Consider the following 20,582-nt stretch of genomic DNA (forward strand, 5'->3'; position numbering starts at 1 on the left):
ATGAGCAAGGACAACTTGAACCCCTCCATTGAAGGACTTCTCCTGACCTGGCTGCCAGGCAAGCGCTGGTTCCCCGTCAAGAGCCCCGACTTTGCCCTGAAGCAGGTGGGCGGCTTCAGGCTGCCCGGTGCCGACGGCGATACCGCGTTTGAGGTGGTGTTGCTGGCGGTCACCTACCGGACGGCCGACGGCGGTCCCCGGACTGACGTGGTGCAGGTTCCGCTGAGTTACAGGAAACAACCACTGGTGGATGCTCCGGCAGCATTGTTGGGCGAGTTTACTGACGATTCCGGCCTGCGCCTGGTGTACGACGCCGTCTACGATTCGGAATTCATCACCGCGTGGCTGAAGCTCATGCGGAGCGAAGGAACTGTTCCGGGCCAAGGCACGGCCGGCACCCAGGGGCACCTGACCCGTGGCCGCGTGTCGCTGCCGGGAGACCCCACCTCCGTCCGCGTCCTGTCCGGTGAGCAGTCCAACACCTCAGTCATCATCGACGACGGTGACTCTGCTGCCATCCTGAAGATCTTCCGCGTGCTGGCGGCCGGAAAAAACCCTGAGGTTGAACTTGGCGCTGCCCTGACCGCAGCCGGGACCAGTGAGGTTCCCGCCACGCTGGGTTGGATCACCGGTTCCTGGGACGGGCCGGGAACGAGCGGCTCCACGGTGGCCACCGGCGAGCTGACCGTGGCGCACGAATTCCTGCTCGGTGGGCTGGATGCCTGGCGGTTGGCGGTGGAAGCGGCCGCTGCAGGCAAGGATTTCACTGCAGAGGCCCGGGGTCTCGGAGCCGCCACGGCGACCGTTCATGCCAGGCTTGCAGAAACTTTCGGCACCCAGGACGGGCAGGAACAGGGCTCGGACATCATTGCCACTGTAGCCCGGCGCGTCCGCCAGTCGTGGGCGGAGGCCGCGTCCGCCGTCGGGCCTTATGACGGGAACCTTGAGGAACTGCTGGCGGCTCTGGATCCCCGGGACGTAGGGCAGTTGCAGCGCGTCCATGGTGATCTCCACCTGGGCCAGATTCTGCTGGTTCCCGGCGAAGGGTCCCTGTCCGGCAGCGATGGGCAGGCCGGCCGCTGGGCCATCCTCGACTTCGAGGGTGAGCCGCTCCGGACCATCGACGAGCGCAACAGCCCGGATCTTCCCCTGCGCGACGTGACGGGCATGCTGCGGTCATTCGACTACGCCGCCGGTGCTGCCGAACGCGAAAACGAAGAAACCGCAGCCAAGGTGCCCGAAACCTGGGTGGATGACTGTGCTGCAGCGTTCCTTGAGGGGTACAGCGATGTCACCCCGGGAACCATAGACCGCCGCTCGCCGCTCTTTGTGGCATTGTGGCTGGACAAGGCCTTATACGAGGTGGTGTACGAGCTGCGGAACCGGCCGGATTGGCTGGCCATCCCGGTGAATGCATCGCGACGAATCCTCGACAACACAAACCGCGGAAAGCACGCGGCAGCTATAGCGGAAGGTAATGACATGACTGGCTCTGCACGCACCGAACGGCCCCGAGTTCCCCTGCACGTGGACTCCGAGACCTTGGAACGCGTGGCAGCCGGCGCCTACCACGCGCCGCATTCGGTCCTCGGCGCCCACTTGGACGACCACGGACACGTCACCATCCGTACTGTGAAGCACCTCGCCAAGTCCGTGGCAGTAGTGACCGAAGCGGGCCGTATCGAGGCCACGCACGAGTCCCACGGCGTCTGGACTGCCGTCCTTGAACCGCTGCAGGCGGGCCACGTGCCGGACTACCGTCTGGAAGTGGTGTACGACGTCGAACCCGTCACCATCGATGACCCGTACCACTACTTGCCTACCGTGGGTGAGGTGGACCTGCACCTGATCGGCGAAGGACGCCACGAGCGCCTCTGGGATGTGCTTGGTGCGCACGTCCAGCATTATCGATCCGCGCTCAGCGAGGTGGACGGTGTCTCCTTCGCCGTCTGGGCTCCCAATGCCCAAGCCGTCCGGGTGAAGGGCGATTTCAACGGGTGGGACGGTCGATCCCACGGCATGCGGTCCCTGGGCTCGTCCGGGGTGTGGGAAATCTTCATTCCGGGCGTTGTAGCAGGGGCGTGCTACAAATACGAGATCCTGACCAAGTCCGGTCACTGGATAGAGAAGGCCGACCCCTTGGCCTTCGGTACCGAGGTCCCGCCGTTGACGGCATCGCGCGTGGTTGAACCCGGCTACCGCTTCAAGGATGCGGAATGGATGGCGGCCCGGGCCCAAAAGGACCCGCACAATTCGCCGATGAGCGTCTACGAAGTCCACTTGGGCTCATGGCGGCTGGGCCTTGGCTACAAAGAGCTCGCCAAAGAGCTGGTTGACTACGTCAAATGGCTTGGCTTCTCGCACGTCGAGTTCATGCCGGTGGCCGAGCACCCCTTCGGCGGTTCGTGGGGTTACCAGGTGACGTCCTACTTTGCGCCGACGTCACGCTTCGGCCACCCGGATGAGTTCCGGTTCCTGGTGGACTCCCTCCACCAGGCCGGAATTGGTGTGCTCTTGGACTGGGTCCCGGCCCATTTCCCCAAGGATTCCTGGGCCTTGGCGCAGTTCGACGGCCAGCCGCTTTATGAGCACTCCGATCCCGCGCTGGGGGAGCACCCGGACTGGGGAACCTTGATCTTCGACTTTGGACGCAGCGAGGTCCGGAACTTCCTGGTGGCCAACGCGCTGTACTGGCTGGAGGAATTCCACATCGACGGCCTGCGGGTAGACGCCGTGGCTTCCATGATTTATCTGGACTACTCCCGCGAGGAAGGCCAGTGGAGGCCCAACAAGTTTGGCGGCCGCGAAAACCTTGAAGCGATTTCCTTCATGCAGGAAGTCAACGCCACGGTCTACAAGTCGCACCCGGGGGCCATCATCATTGCCGAGGAATCCACGGCATTCCCCGGCGTCACCGCTCCCACCAACCACGGCGGGCTGGGCTTCGGACTCAAATGGAACATGGGGTGGATGCACGATTCCCTCAAGTACATTTCAGAGGACCCCATCAACCGCAAGTGGCACCACGGCACCATCACGTTCTCCCTGGTTTACGCTTTCACCGAGAACTTCCTGCTGCCCATCAGCCACGATGAAGTAGTTCACGGCAAGGGCTCCATGCTGCGGAAGATGCCAGGGGACCGTTGGCAGCAGCTGGCAAACCTGCGTGCGTTCTTCGCCTACCAGTGGGCGCACCCGGGCAAGCAGCTGATCTTCATGGGTACCGAGTTCGGCCAGGAAGCAGAGTGGTCCGAACAGTACGGACTGGATTGGTTCCTCGCTGACATTCCCGCACACCGTGGACTGCAACTCCTGATCAAGGATTTGAACGGGCTTTACACCTCCACGCCTTCCTTGTACCAGCGGGACAACGAGGCCGGCGGTTTCCAGTGGATCAACGGCGCGGACGCTGACCACAACGTCCTCACTTTCATCCGTTGGGACCACGAGGGCAAACCCTTGGTGTGCGCAGTGAACTTCTCCGGTGCTCCGCACAAGGACTACATCCTTGGTGTGCCTGCTGCCGGGGAATGGACCGAAGTCCTCAATACCGACTCCGAAACCTACGGCGGCTCCGGAGTCCTGAATGCAGGATCCCTGACGGCATCGACTCCCGGAGCAGATGGGCAGCCCGCAGCGTTGACAGTCACCCTGCCACCGCTCGGCGCTTCGTGGTTCACCCTGGCGGACTGACCCTCTCCCGCATCAACGCCCTTTTCCAGCGTCCCTCTCTCACATAACAGCCGCTTTCGAGCAACGCTCCCTCACTCAGGTGGGGGAGCGTTGCTGGTTCCGCCCGGCTTTGGTTTGCGGCCCGGTTCAGGGGCAAACGTCCGACGACGGCGGCCCTCACCAAGGTGGCTTTGCCAACGGGGGCAAAGTGTGGGTATAGTTAGTACCCGCGCTGATCCACTGGTTGAGACCGCAAACTGACAAGAAACCGCAAGGAAAAATCAAGTCAGTCTTGCCGATTTGACTCAGGTGAAGCTAGCCGGTAAGTTTGAAAAGTTGCTCCGGAGCGACCAGCCAAGGCTGGTGGTGACGTTTTGGATTAGTGACCTGTTGTTTGAGAACTCAATAGTGTGCCAAGTTTGTTGATGCCGATTGTTTTATTGATTGGTTGAAATTATGGCCGGATTGCTGCGCACCCCCGTGTGTGGTGGTCTGGTTTTCAGCTGGTTTCGAATTTTGTGCAGCCGCGTCCTGTCGTTATTTCCGGTGGGTGTGGTTGTGTCTGTTTGATTTGTTTTACTTCAACGGAGAGTTTGATCCTGGCTCAGGATGAACGCTGGCGGCGTGCTTAACACATGCAAGTCGAACGATGATCCCAGCTTGCTGGGGGATTAGTGGCGAACGGGTGAGTAACACGTGAGTAACCTGCCCTTGACTCTGGGATAAGCCTGGGAAACTGGGTCTAATACCGGATATGACTCCTCATCGCATGGTGGGGGGTGGAAAGCTTTTGTGGTTTTGGATGGACTCGCGGCCTATCAGCTTGTTGGTGGGGTAATGGCCTACCAAGGCGACGACGGGTAGCCGGCCTGAGAGGGTGACCGGCCACACTGGGACTGAGACACGGCCCAGACTCCTACGGGAGGCAGCAGTGGGGAATATTGCACAATGGGCGCAAGCCTGATGCAGCGACGCCGCGTGAGGGATGACGGCCTTCGGGTTGTAAACCTCTTTCAGTAGGGAAGAAGCGAAAGTGACGGTACCTGCAGAAGAAGCGCCGGCTAACTACGTGCCAGCAGCCGCGGTAATACGTAGGGCGCAAGCGTTATCCGGAATTATTGGGCGTAAAGAGCTCGTAGGCGGTTTGTCGCGTCTGCTGTGAAAGACCGGGGCTCAACTCCGGTTCTGCAGTGGGTACGGGCAGACTAGAGTGCAGTAGGGGAGACTGGAATTCCTGGTGTAGCGGTGAAATGCGCAGATATCAGGAGGAACACCGATGGCGAAGGCAGGTCTCTGGGCTGTAACTGACGCTGAGGAGCGAAAGCATGGGGAGCGAACAGGATTAGATACCCTGGTAGTCCATGCCGTAAACGTTGGGCACTAGGTGTGGGGGACATTCCACGTTTTCCGCGCCGTAGCTAACGCATTAAGTGCCCCGCCTGGGGAGTACGGCCGCAAGGCTAAAACTCAAAGGAATTGACGGGGGCCCGCACAAGCGGCGGAGCATGCGGATTAATTCGATGCAACGCGAAGAACCTTACCAAGGCTTGACATGAACCGGTAATACCTGGAAACAGGTGCCCCGCTTGCGGTCGGTTTACAGGTGGTGCATGGTTGTCGTCAGCTCGTGTCGTGAGATGTTGGGTTAAGTCCCGCAACGAGCGCAACCCTCGTTCTATGTTGCCAGCGCGTTATGGCGGGGACTCATAGGAGACTGCCGGGGTCAACTCGGAGGAAGGTGGGGACGACGTCAAATCATCATGCCCCTTATGTCTTGGGCTTCACGCATGCTACAATGGCCGGTACAAAGGGTTGCGATACTGTGAGGTGGAGCTAATCCCAAAAAGCCGGTCTCAGTTCGGATTGGGGTCTGCAACTCGACCCCATGAAGTCGGAGTCGCTAGTAATCGCAGATCAGCAACGCTGCGGTGAATACGTTCCCGGGCCTTGTACACACCGCCCGTCAAGTCACGAAAGTTGGTAACACCCGAAGCCGGTGGCCTAACCCTTGTGGGGGGAGCCGTCGAAGGTGGGACCGGCGATTGGGACTAAGTCGTAACAAGGTAGCCGTACCGGAAGGTGCGGCTGGATCACCTCCTTTCTAAGGAGCTGCTAGCAGTTGTGTTGTTTGCCTGCATGGGTGGATGACGGGTTGCCAGTGTTGCCCATTGCGCAGGCGTTTGTTCTGCGGTGGGTGCTCATGGGTGGAATATCAACAAATCATTTTTTTGGCATGGCCTTTGCTGGTTGTGTCCTGGTGTTAGTACGGCATCTTGTGTCCTCTTTTGGGGGGTGTGGGGTGTGTGGAACGCTGCTGGGGCGTGGTTGGTGGGTTGTGTTTGGCGCACTGTTGGGTCCTGAGGCAACAGGACCTTTTTGCAGCAATGCAGGGGGGCATCTTCTGGTGTTTCTTTTGTTCCTGCTTCCGGTTTTCCTTGTCTGTTTGTCATGGTCCGTGCACGTTGGTGTGTGGGTTGTGGTGGGTGGGGGGCTGGTTGATGGGGTTGTTGTTTGAGAACTACATAGTGGACGCGAGCATCTGAAACATGCACGGTGGCTGATTATCCTTTTGTCCTTCCCTTTGGGGTGGGTGGGGGTGGTTGGTGTGTGTGTGTTTCTACAGCAATTTCTTATGAATGAACCTGGCCCTTGTGGTCATGGTTCTCTCGAGTAAGTTTATTGATCTTGTGTGGTCAAGTTTTTAAGGGCACACGGTGGATGCCTTGGCATTAGGAGCCGAAGAAGGACGTAGGAATCTGCGATAAGCCTGGGGGAGTTGATAACCGAGCGTTGATCCCAGGATGTCCGAATGGGGAAACCCCGCACAACGCTGTGAGGTGATTGTGTGACCCGCATCTGAACACATAGGGTGCGTGGGGGGAACGCGGGGAAGTGAAACATCTCAGTACCCGCAGGAAGAGAAAACAATAGTGATTCCGTTAGTAGTGGCGAGCGAACGCGGATCAGGCTAAACCGTTTCCATGTGTGATAGCCGGCGGGCGTTGCATGGGCGGGGTTGTGGGACTTTCCGTTCTGGTTCTGCCGGACCAGTGGGGTGATGTGCGTGCATAGGTGAACGGTCTTGAAAGGCCGGCCAGAGAGGGTGTGAGCCCCGTAACCGTAATGTTGTGTGCAGCCTGGAGAGTATCCCAAGTAGCACGGGGCCCGAGAAATCCCGTGCGAATCTGTCAGGACCACCTGATAAGCCTAAATACTTCCTAATGACCGATAGCGGACCAGTACCGTGAGGGAAAGGTGAAAAGTACCCCGGGAGGGGAGTGAAACAGTACCTGAAACCGTGTGCTTACAATCCGTCGGAGCCAGTCTGATTCTGGTGACGGCGTGCCTTTTGAAGAATGAGCCTGCGAGTTAGTGTTACGTCGCGAGGTTAACCCGTGTGGGGTAGCCGTAGCGAAAGCGAGTCTGAATAGGGCGAGTGTAGTGGCGTGATCTAGACCCGAAGCGGAGTGATCTACCCATGGCCAGGTTGAAGCGACGGTAAGACGTCGTGGAGGACCGAACCCACTTCAGTTGAAAATGGAGGGGATGAGCTGTGGGTAGGGGTGAAAGGCCAATCAAACTCCGTGATAGCTGGTTCTCCCCGAAATGCATTTAGGTGCAGCGTTGCGTGTTTCTTGCCGGAGGTAGAGCTACTGGATGGCCGATGGGCCCTACAAGGTTACTGACGTCAGCCAAACTCCGAATGCCGGTAAGTGAGAGCGCAGCAGTGAGACTGTGGGGGATAAGCTTCATAGTCGAGAGGGAAACAGCCCAGACCACCAACTAAGGCCCCTAAGCGTGTGCTAAGTGGGAAAGGATGTGGAGTTGCGAAGACAACCAGGAGGTTGGCTTAGAAGCAGCCATCCTTGAAAGAGTGCGTAATAGCTCACTGGTCAAGTGATTCCGCGCCGACAATGTAGCGGGGCTCAAGTACACCGCCGAAGTTGTGGATTTCACACATTGCCCTAGCCTTCGTGGTTCAGGGGTGTGGAGTGGTAGGGGAGCGTCGTGTGGGCAGTGAAGTCGCGGTGTAAACCAGCGGTGGAGCCTACACGAGTGAGAATGCAGGCATGAGTAGCGAAAGACGGGTGAGAAACCCGTCCGCCGAATGATCAAGGGTTCCAGGGTCAAGCTAATCTGCCCTGGGTAAGTCGGGACCTAAGGCGAGGCCGACAGGCGTAGTCGATGGACAACGGGTTGATATTCCCGTACCGGCGAAAAACCGCCCATGCCAAGCGGGGGATACTAACCGCCCGGAGCCTGCCCGCTCACCCTTGTGGTGTTGTGGGTTTTGGCCGAGCGCGGGACCTGATCCTGGGAGGTAAGCGTATTAACAGGTGTGACGCAGGAAGGTAGCCGGGCCGGGCGATGGTTGCCCCGGTCTAAGGATGTAGGGTCAGGGATAGGCAAATCCGTTCCTGTGTGCTTCGAGCACGTGCCTGAGATCTGATGGGACTCCCGTAAGGGGGGATCCGGTGATCCTATGCTGCCAAGAAAAGCATCGACGCGAGGTTTTAGCCGCCCGTACCCCAAACCGACACAGGTGATCAGGTAGAGAATACCAAGGCGATCGAGAGAATTATGGTTAAGGAACTCGGCAAAATGCCCCCGTAACTTCGGGAGAAGGGGGGCCTGCCCCGTGATGGAGACTTGCTCTCCGTGAGCGGGTGTGGGCCGCAGAGACCAGGGGGAAGCGACTGTTTACTAAAAACACAGGTCCGTGCGAAGTCGCAAGACGATGTATACGGACTGACTCCTGCCCGGTGCTGGAAGGTTAAGAGGACCGGTTAGCCCCTTGTGGGCGAAGCTGAGAATTTAAGCCCCAGTAAACGGCGGTGGTAACTATAACCATCCTAAGGTAGCGAAATTCCTTGTCGGGTAAGTTCCGACCTGCACGAATGGAGTAACGACTTCCCCGCTGTCTCAACCATAAACTCGGCGAAATTGCAGTACGAGTAAAGATGCTCGTTACGCGCAGCAGGACGGAAAGACCCCGAGACCTTTACTATAGTTTGGTATTGGTGTTCGGAGTGGCTTGTGTAGGATAGGTGGGAGACGTTGAAACCCGGACGCCAGTTCGGGTGGAGTCATCGTTGAAATACCACTCTGGTCACTTTGGACATCTAACTTCGGCCCGTGATCCGGGTCAGGGACAGTGCCTGATGGGTAGTTTAACTGGGGCGGTTGCCTCCTAAAAAGTAACGGAGGCGCCCAAAGGTTCCCTCAGCCTGGTTGGCAATCAGGTGTCGAGTGTAAGTGCACAAGGGAGCTTGACTGTGAGAGAGACATCTCAAGCAGGGACGAAAGTCGGGACTAGTGATCCGGCGGTACATTGTGGAATGGCCGTCGCTCAACGGATAAAAGGTACCTCGGGGATAACAGGCTGATCTTGCCCAAGAGTCCATATCGACGGCATGGTTTGGCACCTCGATGTCGGCTCGTCGCATCCTGGGGCTGGAGTAGGTCCCAAGGGTTGGGCTGTTCGCCCATTAAAGCGGTACGCGAGCTGGGTTTAGAACGTCGTGAGACAGTTCGGTCCCTATCCGCTGCGCGCGCAGGAAATTTGAGAAGGGCTGTCCTTAGTACGAGAGGACCGGGACGGACGAACCTCTGGTGTGTCAGTTGTACTGCCAAGTGCATCGCTGATTAGCTACGTTCGGATGGGATAACCGCTGAAAGCATCTAAGCGGGAAGCTCGCTTCAAGATGAGATTTCCATACACATTATGTGTGAGAGGCCCCCAGCCAGACCACTGGGTTGATAGGCCGGATGTGGAAGCGAGGACTAAAGACTCGTGAAGCTGACCGGTACTAATAGGCCAACAACTTACACCACACAAACACACTGCACGCGTCCACTATGTGGTTCCCGAACAACAACCGTTCACAGGAACCAAGCAACTGAATAACAACCAAGCACCACAGTTGTAACCAATAAACTTCCCACCCAGGACAACCACACCCCCAACACAGGGTGTCCGGTCAGTCCGGGACGGGTAAAAAGGTTACGGCGGTCATAGCGTGGGGGAAACGCCCGGTCCCATTCCGAACCCGGAAGCTAAGACCCACAGCGCCGATGGTACTGCACCCGGGAGGGTGTGGGAGAGTAGGACACCGCCGGACACACATTAGGCAAGAGCCCCGACCACAGGTCGGGGCTCTTCCCCTTTAACCACCACAACACGGCACAAAAACCCCAGCCAGACAGCATTTTCCCGGCACCGGTAGAGTTGGTGGTCATGGAAAACCTCTTCAGCCACCCAGCCTCTGAGTCCGAGCCGTCACAGCCAGTGGGCGATGCACTGGAGCCTCTCATCTTCAGCGTTGTAGTGCCCACCAACATTTCGCACGCTTTCCAAGGATTCACCGATCATCCGCACCTGTGGTGGCCGCTGGAGCAAGAGAGTGTCTACGGCGTTGGGTCCCATGTGGAGTTCGAAGAGAACCTGATTCTTGAGACGGCCGAGGACGGGCGTACCTCGGTCTGGGGCACCATCGACGACTGGCAGCCCCCACTGTCTTTCCATGCCAGCTGGTATCCGGCCGGCACTCCGCTGTGGTCCACTGAGATCCGCGTGGTCTTTGGCGCTGTGGAGGACGGGACCGAAGTACGTCTGATCCACGACGGGTGGGAAGGCGCCGAGGATCCCGCGGCTTCGCGTGCGTCCTACGCCGAAGGTTGGCCGCGTGTTCTGGATCGCTACGCCAGGTTCATGGGCGGAGCCATTGCCTAGGATCCGCAGGCTTCATTCGAGTGACTGGCAGTTGCTGCGTGAGGTTCGGCTGGAAATGCTCGCGGACACCCCCATGGCCTACATTGAGAGCCTTGAGTCAGCACGTCGGCAGACCGACACGCAGTGGCGGGAACGTGCCGCGGCCATGTCCGGGGACAACAGCTTGACCTTGGTGGCCGATGCCGGTCATGAGGGCAGCAATTTCTGCGCGTTGATGCGTGTGGTCCTCAAGCACCCCCAAAGCCCGGAGAAGCCGCTGCAGGCCATGCTCATCAGCGTTTACGTGGCTCCGCGGCTCCGGGGCTTGGGTCTGGCCGATGAGCTCCTCAACGAGGCCTGCAAAGCGGCCGGGGAAGAACTCGGGGCGCAGACTATCGAGCTCGGGGTCCACGAGGACAATGCACGGGCTCTGGCGTTTTACCGGCGTCATGGCTTTGAGGCAACAGGCGCCAGCCGGGCTTATCCGCAAGACACGTCCAAACGCGAGCTCACCATGGAACGGCGGCTTGCTGACGGAGCCACCGGCATATCCCGGCAAGGACTGAACGCCTAGGAGGTCCCTGCCCTGGGAACAGCGGTGCTTGAGCGGACCACCAACTTAGTGGGATGTTCGGTGTCAGCTGGTTCCAGGACCATTCCCTGCGCGATCGCACCCAGAAGTGTACGGACAGCCAATGCTCCCTGGCCTTTGGCATCCTGGTCAATGGTGGTCAGGCCAAGGACGTTGCCAAGGTCGTGTCCGTCGATTCCCATGACGGAAAGGTCATCCGGAATTCGGAGCCCGAAGTCCCGGGCAGCCAGGATAGTGCCGATGGCCATCTCGTCGGAAGCGGCAAAAACAGCTGTGGGCCTGTCAGGGGCGCTGGCAAGCAGCTGTCTGGCTGCGGCGTAGGCGCCTTCAATGGTGAAGTCAGCAGAAACGATCCATTCGGGACTGACGGGACATCCGGCGTCGTTCATTGCGTCTTCGAATCCGCTCCGGCGGGTTCCCGGAAGATGGAAGTCCTGGTCGTAGGCCTCGTTGCCGGTAATGTGCGCGATCTTGGTGTGACCCAGGCCGAGCAAGTGGTTGGTGGCCTTTCGCGCGATAGCGGAGTCGTCGATCCTGATGGTAGAGGCTCCGGGCAAAGGACCTCCGATGCCGACGATTGGCCGGTGCATCGCGTGGAGCTGCTGAAGTTCGGCTTCGCTCAGTTCCAGTGACACGGCGATCACCGCGTCAACCCGTTTGCGCAGGAGGAAGTCGTTGAAGACGCTGTGCCGGTGCTCGGTGTTTTCTCCGATGTTGTAAAGGGTGAGGTCGTAGCCGGCTTCGAGAAGCGCGGCCGAGACGCCCTCGATCACCGCTGAGAAGAACCAGCGGTGGACCGAGGGCACCACCAAGCCGACGTTGTGCGTGCGCCCGGAGGCCAGGCTTGAAGCATGGTAGGACAGGACAAAGCCCAGCTCGGCGGCGGCTGCGCGTGCGCGCTCACGGCTTGCGGGCGATACGTTGCCCTTGCCGCTGAGCGCCCGTGAAACTGTGGCAACGGACAGCCCTGCGCGCTCGGCTACGTCCTTGATGCCCGTCATGCCGCTCCTTGGTGAAAAATCAGCTGACTGTCAGCCAGATTGTCTCCCCTGAGCCTAGTTGATCCGGGCCTGCTTGATCTGAACCCAGTGCCTCAGCACTGCGCAGGATGGTCGCACCATCCGGGAGTGGCAGCGGATCGGCACCGACGTTCATGACCACCAGCGTGTTCCCGTTCAGGTAGGCCAGTGAGGACTCCGTGCAGTAGTCCTCCACCCAGGCGAGGGAGCCCTCGCCGAGCCGGTGCGTGGTGCGTTCGGCGAGCATGGCACGGTACAGGTTAAGGTGCGACGCCGGATCGGACTCCTGCTTGTCCCTTGCCAGTGCGGGCCACGACTCGGGCTGGGGCAGCCAGGGATCACTGCCGCTGCCGAACCCCGAGTGGGGTTCGGACGCACGCCAGGGCAGCGGCACCCGGCAGCCGTCGCGGCCAATGCGGGCTCCGCCCGTGCGGGCGAAGGTTGGGTCCTGGCGCATGCTGCCTGGAATGCTGGAGGAATCGGGGAGGCCCAATTCTTCGCCTTGGTAGAGGTAGGCACCACCCGGGAGTCCGAGCATGAACAAGGTTGCTGCGGCAGCCCGGCGTCGTCCGAGTTCTTCGTTGGGCTGCGCGTCGTCCGGGCCGATGCCGTCGCCGTCGCGGGGCCCCGGTCCGTCGTACCCGAACCGTGAGACGTGTCGGACAACATCGTGGTTGGACAGCACCCATGTGCTGGGAGCGCCCACGGCGTCGAGGGACACCAGGGAATCGGTGATGATGTGGCGCAGGCGGTTAACGTCCAGCCCGGCATGCAGGTAGGGGAAATTGAACGCCTGGTGCATTTCATCGGGACGTACCCACTGGGCAAGCCGGGGGAGCGGATCCACATTAGCTTCGGCGCAGAGGATGCGGTCAGGACCGTATTCTTCCAGGATGGAACGCCAGCGGCGGTATATGTCATGGAGGGCGGGCTGGCCGAACATCGGGGCATCCTGGCCGGGGAAGCCATCGGAGCTGTTGCCGTCGGCGCGTCCGCCCCAGTTGGGCAGTCCGGCTGCCTTGACCAGCGCGTGGGCGACGTCGACGCGGAACCCGGAAATTCCGCGGTCCAGCCAGAAGCGGAGGACGCGTTCGAACTCAGCGTGCACCGCCGGGTTGTCCCAGTTGAAGTCAGGCTGCGAGGAATCGAAGAGGTGGAGGAACCATTGCCCCGGCCGGCCGTTTGGCTCCGTGATGCGTGTCCACGCCGGGCCGCCAAAATGGGACTGCCAGTTGTTCGGTGGCTCGCTGCCGTCAGGTCCCTGGCCGTCGCGGAAAATGAACATGTCCCGCTCGGCGCTGTGGGCGCCCGCAGTGAGTGCTGCCTGGAAGGCCACGTGCTGGTCGGAGCAGTGGTTGGGAACGAGGTCCGCGATGACGCGCAGGTTGAGCCTGTTGGCCTCGGCGATCAGGGCATCGAAGTCGGCCAGGGTGCCGAACAGGGGATCGACGTCGCAGTAGTCGCTGACGTCGTAGCCTGCGTCCCGTTGGGGTGAGCGGTAGAACGGCGACAACCACACGGCGTCGACGCCCAATCCGGCCAACTGGGAGAGCTCTGCGGTAATCCCTGCCAGATCGCCGATGCCGTCGCCGTTGAGGTCGCGGAACGAGCGCGGGTAGATCTGGTAAATCACAGCCGAACGCCACCATCCGTGCGCCTTGGAGGCGTCGTGGACCGGGGTCAGCTGGGTGAAAGCTGCAGTGGGCTCGTGGGCCGCAACCGAGAGCATTGAATCAACGGACATGAACACATCGTAAAAGAGATTTCGGAAAATTGTAAACGCTTCCAGTCCTAAGGGTGCTGTCTTTTCGACCGCTCCGCAGGGTGGGGTTTTCATATCCACATGATGGGCTGTAGTCTGTGGAAGCGCTTGCAGTTGTGAGCCATATCACCAGCGTTGGAGTGGCCTTGGAGCCCTTCCCGACGCCATGCTCAATATTGCCCAGCGAAAGGCATTGCTTGCCGCCCCACAGTACGGGACCGGAAAGGTGACCTCGGCACCTGCCGGGCCATCCGGCGTCGACGGTGTTTTCCTGCGCGACGGTGTTTGCCTGCGCGACAGTGTTTGCCTGCGCGCCGGTGGTATCTCCGCGGGATTCTGGGCGATGCCGGGGACAACGATTCCCACCCCCCTGAGCCGGACCACAGCAAAGGCCCGCCTGTTTATCCCTGCCTGGTGACCCCTGCCTGGTGACCCCTGCTTGGTGACACCTGCCTGGTGACACTGAAGTCCGCGGCATCGACCCCATGCCGCTCTGGCTAGACTGTGAGCACTGAAAACGCTGCGAAGACTGCCGGTTTGGCGTGTCCGCGGCACCCATGTGGAGGTAGTGCTTTGTCGGACGAAACGGCTGTAGCCGGTACATCAGAGGAACGCATCAAGGACCGCACGGTCGGGCATGCTGAACAGACCCGGCCGACAACCGGGCAACGGGCTTTCCTTCAGGAGTTGGCAGCCGGGCTTCGGGCCGGGCAAATGGCCGATGATGAAGAAACCCTCACCATCTACTCCATCGACCAAGGCCCGATGCTGGAAAGGCATCTGCCCCTGACCGTCGTCTGGGCCGAATCGGTGGAAGACGTCCAACACATCGTCCGCACCTGTGCCGCACATCAGGTACCGATCGTCGCGCGGGGCGCGGGAACCGGCGTTTCCGGAGGTGCGCACGCCACCAAAGGATGCATCGTGCTGGGCCTTGAACGGATGAACCGCATCCTTGAGCTCAATCCCGACGACGAAACCGCCGTCGTCGAACCCGGTGTCATCAACGCTGACCTCAACGCCGCAGCAGCCAAGCACGGCCTGATGTACGCGCCCGATCCGGCCAGCTACAAAATGTCCACCATCGGCGGCAACGTGGCCACCAACGCAGGCGGATTGCGCTGCGCCAAATACGGAGTAACCCGCGATTCCGTGCTGGCCCTGGACGTTGTCATGGCCGACGGCTCCCTCATGCACACCGGCCATCAAACCTTCAAAGGGGTTGCCGGGTACGACCTCACCGCGCTGCTGGTAGGTTCCGAAGGGACCCTGGGAATCGTGGTGGGCGTGACCGTCCGCCTGAAATACCTGCCCCGCGAAGTGCACACCATTGCCGCGTTCTACCAAGACTTCCGCAGCGCCGCCGCCGGCGTGCTCGCGGTGGGCCGGGCCCGTGTCCAGCCCGCCATCATGGAACTCCTGGACAACGGGACCCTGGTCCAGCTCGACGAACTCCACGGCGGCGACCTCCAAAAGCGCGGCAAATCCCTCCTGCTCATCCAGACAGACGGCTTCGGGGCGGCGGCAGAAGCCGACGTCGTCCGGCAAGTACTCGCCGACGGCGGCGCCACCGTGACCACCGAAGCCAGTGCCGAAGCCGAAATGCTCGTGGAACTCAGGCGCAACAGCCGCGGCGTAGAGGTGGACGACGAATTCAGGGTGGGCGAAGACATCGCAGTCCCGCGCTCCCGTCTGGTGGACTTCGTCGCCGAACTCGAAGCCATGGCCGCGCGGTTCCAGGTACGCCTCAAGGTGGTGGCCCACGCAGGCGACGGCAACCTGCACCCCACGTTCTGGATGGACCGCGTAGATCCAGCCACCGATGCCGACGCCTTGGTGCGCCTCAACGCTGCCCTTGATGAATCCATCCGGGTGGGCCTGGATATGGGCGGGACCATCACAGGGGAGCACGGTGTGGGCCAATACAAACTCCGCTGGCTCGGGCTGGAGCAGCCGGAGCCTGTGCGGGAGCTGCAACGGCGGATCAAGGAGTTGTTCGATCCTCAGGGGATTCTGAACCCGGGGAAGGCTATCTAGGGATAGGCCCGTCCCGCAGGCCCGTCCCGCAGGGCCGTCCCGCATGGCCGTCCCGCATGGCCGGAACGCTCGGCGCGCTCGGTCGTTCCTCCCTTAGACGCGCGCTGCCGCGTTCCGGCCCTGCAGGACGCTGTCTCACATCCTGGGGTGGTTTGGTCGGACGCTCTCTCACATCCTGGGGTGGTTTGGGGGACGCTCTATCACTTCCCGGGGTGGTTTGGTCGGACGCTCTATTACATCCCGGGGTGGTTTATTACATCCCGGGGTGGTTTGGTCGGACGCTCTTTCAGGTCCCCTTGGGTTTTGTGGGACGCTCCCTCCTGCCCTCAAGGTTTTCTTGGTATTCCAAAGTTGTTGAGCGTGGATCGCTGTTGTTTCTTGTTGCCGTGTTTGACTGTATTTACTTTCTTCTGTTCTCCTCTTAGGCTTACTTGGTATACCAAAGTTGCTATGAGGGGAATGACGTGCGCGAGAAGCGGCAGGGCGGTGCTGGACTGGGTCCGAGGCTGACAACGGGGTTGGTTTTGCTTGCGCTGGTGATGGTGTCGGTTAACCTTCGACCCGCAATCACCACCGTTGCCGGAGTCATGAACCAGGTGCCGGTGGTCTTCGGGCTCGACGCCGCTTTGCTGCCCCTGCTGGGAACTCTGCCTGTGCTGGCCTTTGGGGTTTCGGGTCCCATTGGGCCGTGGCTGGCCAGGCGCCTGGGTACCGGACGGGCCGTTGCCCTTGCATTGGTGGTCCTGGCCTTGGCGCTGATTGTCCGTGTGCTGGTCCCGGCCCTTCTCCTGCCGGGAACCTTCCTGGCCGGCATGGCCATCATGAGTGCCAGCGTATTGGTACCGCAGATCGTCAAAGCAAACCGGGGCACGGGATGGTGGACAGGACTGTGCACCATGGGATTCGGGTTGGGTGCAGCCCTTGGTGCCGGACTGGTCCAGCCACTGCAGCACCTCCTCGGTGGCAGCTTGCCCTGGGCTTTGGCCGTATGGGCGCTGCCCGCCCTCCTGGGTGCCCTCCTCATCCAACGTTCAGGAAGCGCTCCGGCGGCAGGTACCCCAACGGAGGGTGCCAACCGCGCGGCGGCCGGGGATACGACGTCGTCGGCTATCACCACGAAGCCGGGCCACACCGAGCCTGTCCTCGCTGAGTCGGCGCTGCCCCTCAGGAAGCAGCGCACCGCGTGGGCGGTGACGGCGTTTTTTGGCCTTCAAGCGATGCTGTACTTCGCCATCACCTCATGGCTGGCTGTGTATCTGGTGTCCCGGGGAATCCCGGCTGCAGAGTCGGCCGCCCTGCTCGCGTGGTTCAGCCTCGCTGGGCTGCCGGCCAGTTTGCTGGCCCCTGTTCTCGCAGGCAGGCCCGGCATTTTGAGGATCATGGCGCCGGGGCTTGGGCTTTCAGTGGCGCTTGCCTTGGTGGGCGTATTGGCAGCGCCGGCTGAAGTGCAATTCCTCATGGTCGGGATCCTCGGGGTAGTCCAGAGCGCAGGCTTCGGACTCGCCATGGCCCTGGTGGTAATCCGCTCGGCCGGACCCCAATCGGCAGGACGGCTCTCCGCCATGAGCCAGGGGATAGGTTTCGCCGTCGCGTCGCTCGGCCCGCTGGGAGCGGGATTGCTGCACGCCATGACCGGTGGTTGGGAAGTGACGTTCCTGGCGCTCGCCGCTGAAGCCGTGGTGCTGGCCATCGCCGGGTTCCTCGCCATCCGTGGGCCTCTGGTCAGTGTTGGGCGGGGACCGGCACCAGCTGACCTTGCGTCCAAACACAGCCTGGTTCGGTAGCCCCACCGAACGCGCCTGCCCGGCCCGGTCCGCCCGGACGCACCTGTCCGTCCGGGCACACCTGCCCGGCCCGGTCCGTCCGGGCGCACCTGCCCTGTCCGGGCGCACCTGCCCTGTCCGGGCACACCTGCCCTGTCCGGGCGCACCTGCGCGGCGTATCCTCGGCGGTATGACGAACTCACCATCGGGGACCGATCAGCCAGGCAAGCCCGCCACCGAAGTCCTGGAAACCAACGAATGCTGGGAGCTCCTCAGGGGTGTCTCCGTAGGCCGGCTCGCGGTGTGGGTGGATGACCATCCGGACATCTTTCCTGTGAACTACAAGGTAGACCACGGCACCATGGTGTTCCGGACAGGTGAAGGCACCAAACTCCACGCAGCCCTCAGCGATGCTCCCGTCGCGATAGAGGCTGACGGTGTTAACGCGGAGACGGGTGTGGCGTGGAGCGTGGTGGTCAAAGGCCAGGCAGCCGCTGTGAAGCTCACCCAGGACGTCCTCGACACCGTGGGGCTCCTCCTCTTCCCCTGGGAGGCAGGGCAAAAGGACCAGTTCATCCGGATCACACCCAGTGCGGTGACGGGCCGCCGCTTCAAGGTGACGCCGCCAGTAACCTGGTGGACGCCGCTGGACGATGCTCCCACGGCGCGGAGCGAGTAGCGCTTAACGACGAAACCCGCCCTTGACCAATCACCCCCGCGTTCAACTGCGGGGGATCGGCCAAGGGCGGGTCCGGGAGAGGTTAGACCAGCTCCAGCTGGTCAGCCACGATCTTGCCCTGGTGGATCACTGTCCGGTCCTTGCCGCGGTCCATGACGGTGGAGGCCACTGTTTCGCCGTCCACCAGCAGCAGTTCTGCGGGGTCGCCAACCTCGACGCCGGGGCGGTGGGTTATGTCCTTGAGCCTGGTGGCGTTCGGGTCAAGGATGCTGGCGCCACCTATGGTGGCGATGGCCAGGCAGTGCTCGATCAGCTCGTCCTTGCGGAAGCCGTGGGTGAAGGCGAGCTGCCAGGTGCGGTCCAGCATGTCGGTGTTGCCGTAGGGGGACCAGTAATCGCGCTGGCCGTCCTCGCCCAGGCCCAGCCGTATCCCGGCCTCGGTCAGCAGGGGAATGGGCAATTGCCCGGCAGCCGAAGGAGCAACAGAGGCCAGGGAAACGTCCAGCTCCGCGAACGCATCAATCAGCCTGCGGGTGGTGGCCTCGTTGACGCTGCCCAGTTGATAGGCGTGGGACATGGTGACCTTGCCCTGCATGCCCAGTGCACGGGTGCGCTCAAGCACCAGGTCGGTGCTGAAGACCCCCAGCTCGCCGGGTTCGTGCAAGTGGATGTCGATGGGGACCTGGTACTTTTCCGCGAGGCCGAAGACGATGTCCAGGTGCTTGGCTGGATCACGGTCCAGGGTGCAGGGATCAATGCCGCCCATCACGTTGCCCCCGGCCTTGAGCGCCTCTTCCATCAATTCAACAGTGCCGTCCTCCAGCAAGAGTCCGGCTTGGGGGAAGGCAATGATCTCCACCGACGCCTGGCCGGCAAACTTTTCCTTGGCGGCAGCAACGGCGTCGAAGCGTTCCAGCCGGCAGTCCACGTCAACCTGGGCGTAGGAGCGGACCCGTGTGGTGCCGCGTGCGATCATCCGCCCCAGGGTGTCGTTCACGCGATCCTGCAGGGGAACCTCCGCGTTGCGCCAGTTTTGGCGGTCGTTCATCATCATGGCCCACACGCCCGGTCCGCCGGTGTGTTCCCGGAACGGCAAGCCGATGCGCGTGGAATCCAGGTGGACGTGGACGTCGGAGAAGGACGGCAACAGAATCCGGCCGCGGCCATAGATGAGCGTGACACCGTCCGGAACGCTGCGGGCCGGGTCATGGGGTTCGACGGCGGTGATCTTGCCGTCAGCGATGCTCACGTCGCTGAGCCCTTGACCCCAAGGACGGGCGGCGAGAATCAGGGTGTTCAATGGGTACTCCTTCGGTAGTGAATCTATTGCACGCCTGCCAGCACCGATTCCGCCATACCTGTGTGGTGGCAGGCGGGGGCAGCGGGCGTGGCTGGAGTGGGGATCTGGTCGATGCAGCGTTGCCGCTGATCCTCAGGCAGGGTGCCGATCAGCGGGCATCGGGTCCGGAAGACACAGCCGCTGGGCGGGTTGGCAGGGGAGGGCAGGTCGCCGCGAAGGCGGATCTTCACTTGCTCCCGTGCAGCGCGGGGGTCCGGCAGCGGCACCGCGGAGAGCAGCGCTTTGGTGTAGGGGTGCCCCGGGTCGCTGAACAAGGCCTCGCGCGGCCCCTGTTCAACAATTTTTCCCAAGTACATCACAGCGACCTCATGGGAGATGTGCCGCACCACGGACAGGTCATGGGCAATGAAGATGTAGGAAACACCGGTATCGCGCTGGATCTGCTGCAGCAGGTTGACCACCTGTGCCTGGACGGAGACGTCCAGCGCGGATACGGGCTCATCACACACAATCACTGACGGGTTCAGGGAAACAGCCCTGGCGATGCCCACGCGCTGACGTTGGCCGCCGGAGAATTCATGCGGGAACCGGTTGTAGTGCTCGGGTTTGAGCCCCACCTGCTCCAGCAGTTCCTTGACCCGGTTCTTGAGTCCGCCCGGCGGGTTGATTTTCTGTGCCACCATGGGCGCTGCGATGGCCGTTCCCACGGTCTGCCGGGGATTGAGGGAAGCGAAAGGATCCTGGAAGATCATCTGGACCTTGCGCCGGAAGTTGTACAGGTCCTTGCCACGCAACCCGCTGATGTCCACGCCGTCGATCACAATCCGTCCGCCGGTCGGATCCAAAAGGCGCGCAACCATCCGGCCAGTGGTGGACTTACCGCACCCGGACTCGCCCACGAGCCCCAAAGTCTGGCCGCGGGCAAGACTGAACGATACGCCGTCGACCGCTTTGACCGAGCGTTTGGCAGTCCCCGGAAGCAAGCCACCCTTGAGTGGGAAGTGTTTTTGCAGGTTCTCCACCTGGAGAATGGGCTGATGTTCCAT

The 20,582-nt window shown here is 61.4% G+C and carries 11 protein-coding genes and 3 rRNA genes; 10 read left to right on the forward strand and 4 right to left on the reverse strand.

Going from position 1 to position 20,582, the window contains the following annotated elements; all coding sequences use genetic code 11:
• From LDN85_RS04560 to LDN85_RS04585, 6 genes are all read left to right on the forward strand, one after another.
• Positions 1–3,693, forward strand: a complete 3,693-nt coding sequence (locus tag LDN85_RS04560; RefSeq protein ID WP_223944718.1) for a 1,4-alpha-glucan branching enzyme — start codon at positions 1–3, stop codon at positions 3,691–3,693.
• 560 nt (positions 3,694–4,253) lie between these two features.
• Positions 4,254–5,773, forward strand: a 16S ribosomal RNA gene (locus tag LDN85_RS04565).
• 590 nt (positions 5,774–6,363) lie between these two features.
• Positions 6,364–9,507 (forward strand): 23S ribosomal RNA (locus tag LDN85_RS04570).
• Between the two features lie 170 nt (positions 9,508–9,677).
• Positions 9,678–9,794, forward strand: a 5S ribosomal RNA gene (gene rrf, locus LDN85_RS04575).
• Together the 16S, 23S and 5S rRNA genes form the textbook arrangement of a ribosomal RNA operon.
• 116 nt (positions 9,795–9,910) lie before the next feature.
• Positions 9,911–10,405, forward strand: coding sequence for an SRPBCC domain-containing protein (locus tag LDN85_RS04580; RefSeq protein WP_091554368.1), 495 nt, complete (start codon positions 9,911–9,913; stop codon positions 10,403–10,405).
• A complete protein-coding gene (locus LDN85_RS04585) occupies positions 10,398–10,958 on the forward strand; it encodes an N-acetyltransferase (RefSeq protein ID WP_223944719.1) in 561 nt (186 codons plus the stop codon). The genes LDN85_RS04580 and LDN85_RS04585 overlap by 8 nt, the downstream gene beginning before the upstream one ends.
• On the opposite strand, the gene LDN85_RS04590 is transcribed toward LDN85_RS04585, so the two are convergent.
• Positions 10,955–11,977 carry a LacI family DNA-binding transcriptional regulator gene (locus tag LDN85_RS04590; protein ID WP_223944720.1) on the reverse strand — a complete coding sequence of 341 codons (1,023 nt, stop codon included), beginning with the start codon at positions 11,975–11,977 and terminating at the stop codon, positions 10,955–10,957. The two genes, LDN85_RS04585 and LDN85_RS04590, sit on opposite strands and share 4 nt — an antisense overlap.
• 19 nt (positions 11,978–11,996) lie before the next feature.
• Positions 11,997–13,739 (reverse strand): glycoside hydrolase family 13 protein, encoded by a 1,743-nt coding sequence (locus LDN85_RS04595; protein WP_223944721.1) that lies wholly within the window; start codon positions 13,737–13,739, stop codon positions 11,997–11,999.
• Positions 13,740–13,923: 184 nt separating this feature from the next.
• Here LDN85_RS04595 and LDN85_RS04600 point away from each other — a divergent pair, with 184 nt between their 5' ends.
• The 4 genes from LDN85_RS04600 (at position 13,924) to LDN85_RS04615 (ending at position 18,236) form a co-directional block, all read left to right on the forward strand.
• Complete coding sequence (locus LDN85_RS04600; RefSeq protein WP_223944722.1) at positions 13,924–14,175, forward strand: hypothetical protein; 252 nt, start codon at positions 13,924–13,926, stop codon at positions 14,173–14,175.
• A gap of 155 nt (positions 14,176–14,330) precedes the next feature.
• Positions 14,331–15,794, forward strand: a complete 1,464-nt coding sequence (locus tag LDN85_RS04605) for an FAD-linked oxidase C-terminal domain-containing protein (protein ID WP_223944723.1) — start codon at positions 14,331–14,333, stop codon at positions 15,792–15,794.
• A gap of 464 nt (positions 15,795–16,258) precedes the next feature.
• Positions 16,259–17,578: an MFS transporter gene (locus tag LDN85_RS04610; protein WP_051421665.1), complete on the forward strand. Its 1,320-nt coding sequence runs from the start codon at positions 16,259–16,261 to the stop codon at positions 17,576–17,578.
• Positions 17,579–17,747: 169 nt separating this feature from the next.
• A complete protein-coding gene (locus LDN85_RS04615; protein WP_223944724.1) occupies positions 17,748–18,236 on the forward strand; it encodes a pyridoxamine 5'-phosphate oxidase family protein in 489 nt (162 codons plus the stop codon).
• A gap of 82 nt (positions 18,237–18,318) precedes the next feature.
• Here the strand turns inward: LDN85_RS04615 and LDN85_RS04620 are convergent, their stop codons facing one another.
• A complete protein-coding gene (locus LDN85_RS04620) occupies positions 18,319–19,536 on the reverse strand; it encodes an amidohydrolase family protein (RefSeq protein ID WP_223944725.1) in 1,218 nt (405 codons plus the stop codon).
• Positions 19,537–19,559: 23 nt separating this feature from the next.
• Complete coding sequence (locus LDN85_RS04625) at positions 19,560–20,582, reverse strand: oligopeptide/dipeptide ABC transporter ATP-binding protein (RefSeq protein ID WP_223944726.1); 1,023 nt, start codon at positions 20,580–20,582, stop codon at positions 19,560–19,562.

The sequence above is a fragment of the Arthrobacter sp. StoSoilB20 genome (assembly GCF_019977295.1).
Classification (GTDB): domain Bacteria; phylum Actinomycetota; class Actinomycetes; order Actinomycetales; family Micrococcaceae; genus Arthrobacter; species Arthrobacter nicotinovorans_A.

Coding starts and splice junctions, on each gene's coding strand:
- LDN85_RS04560 (WP_223944718.1), top strand. CDS start 1: ATGAGCAAGGACAACTTGAACCCCTCCATTGAAGGACTTCTCCTGACC.
- LDN85_RS04580 (WP_091554368.1), top strand. CDS start 9,911: ATGGAAAACCTCTTCAGCCACCCAGCCTCTGAGTCCGAGCCGTCACAG.
- LDN85_RS04590 (WP_223944720.1), bottom strand. CDS start 11,977: ATGACGGGCATCAAGGACGTAGCCGAGCGCGCAGGGCTGTCCGTTGCC.
- LDN85_RS04595 (WP_223944721.1), bottom strand. CDS start 13,739: ATGTCCGTTGATTCAATGCTCTCGGTTGCGGCCCACGAGCCCACTGCA.
- LDN85_RS04600 (WP_223944722.1), top strand. CDS start 13,924: ATGCTCAATATTGCCCAGCGAAAGGCATTGCTTGCCGCCCCACAGTAC.
- LDN85_RS04615 (WP_223944724.1), top strand. CDS start 17,748: ATGACGAACTCACCATCGGGGACCGATCAGCCAGGCAAGCCCGCCACC.
- LDN85_RS04625 (WP_223944726.1), bottom strand. CDS start 20,582: ATGGAACATCAGCCCATTCTCCAGGTGGAGAACCTGCAAAAACACTTC.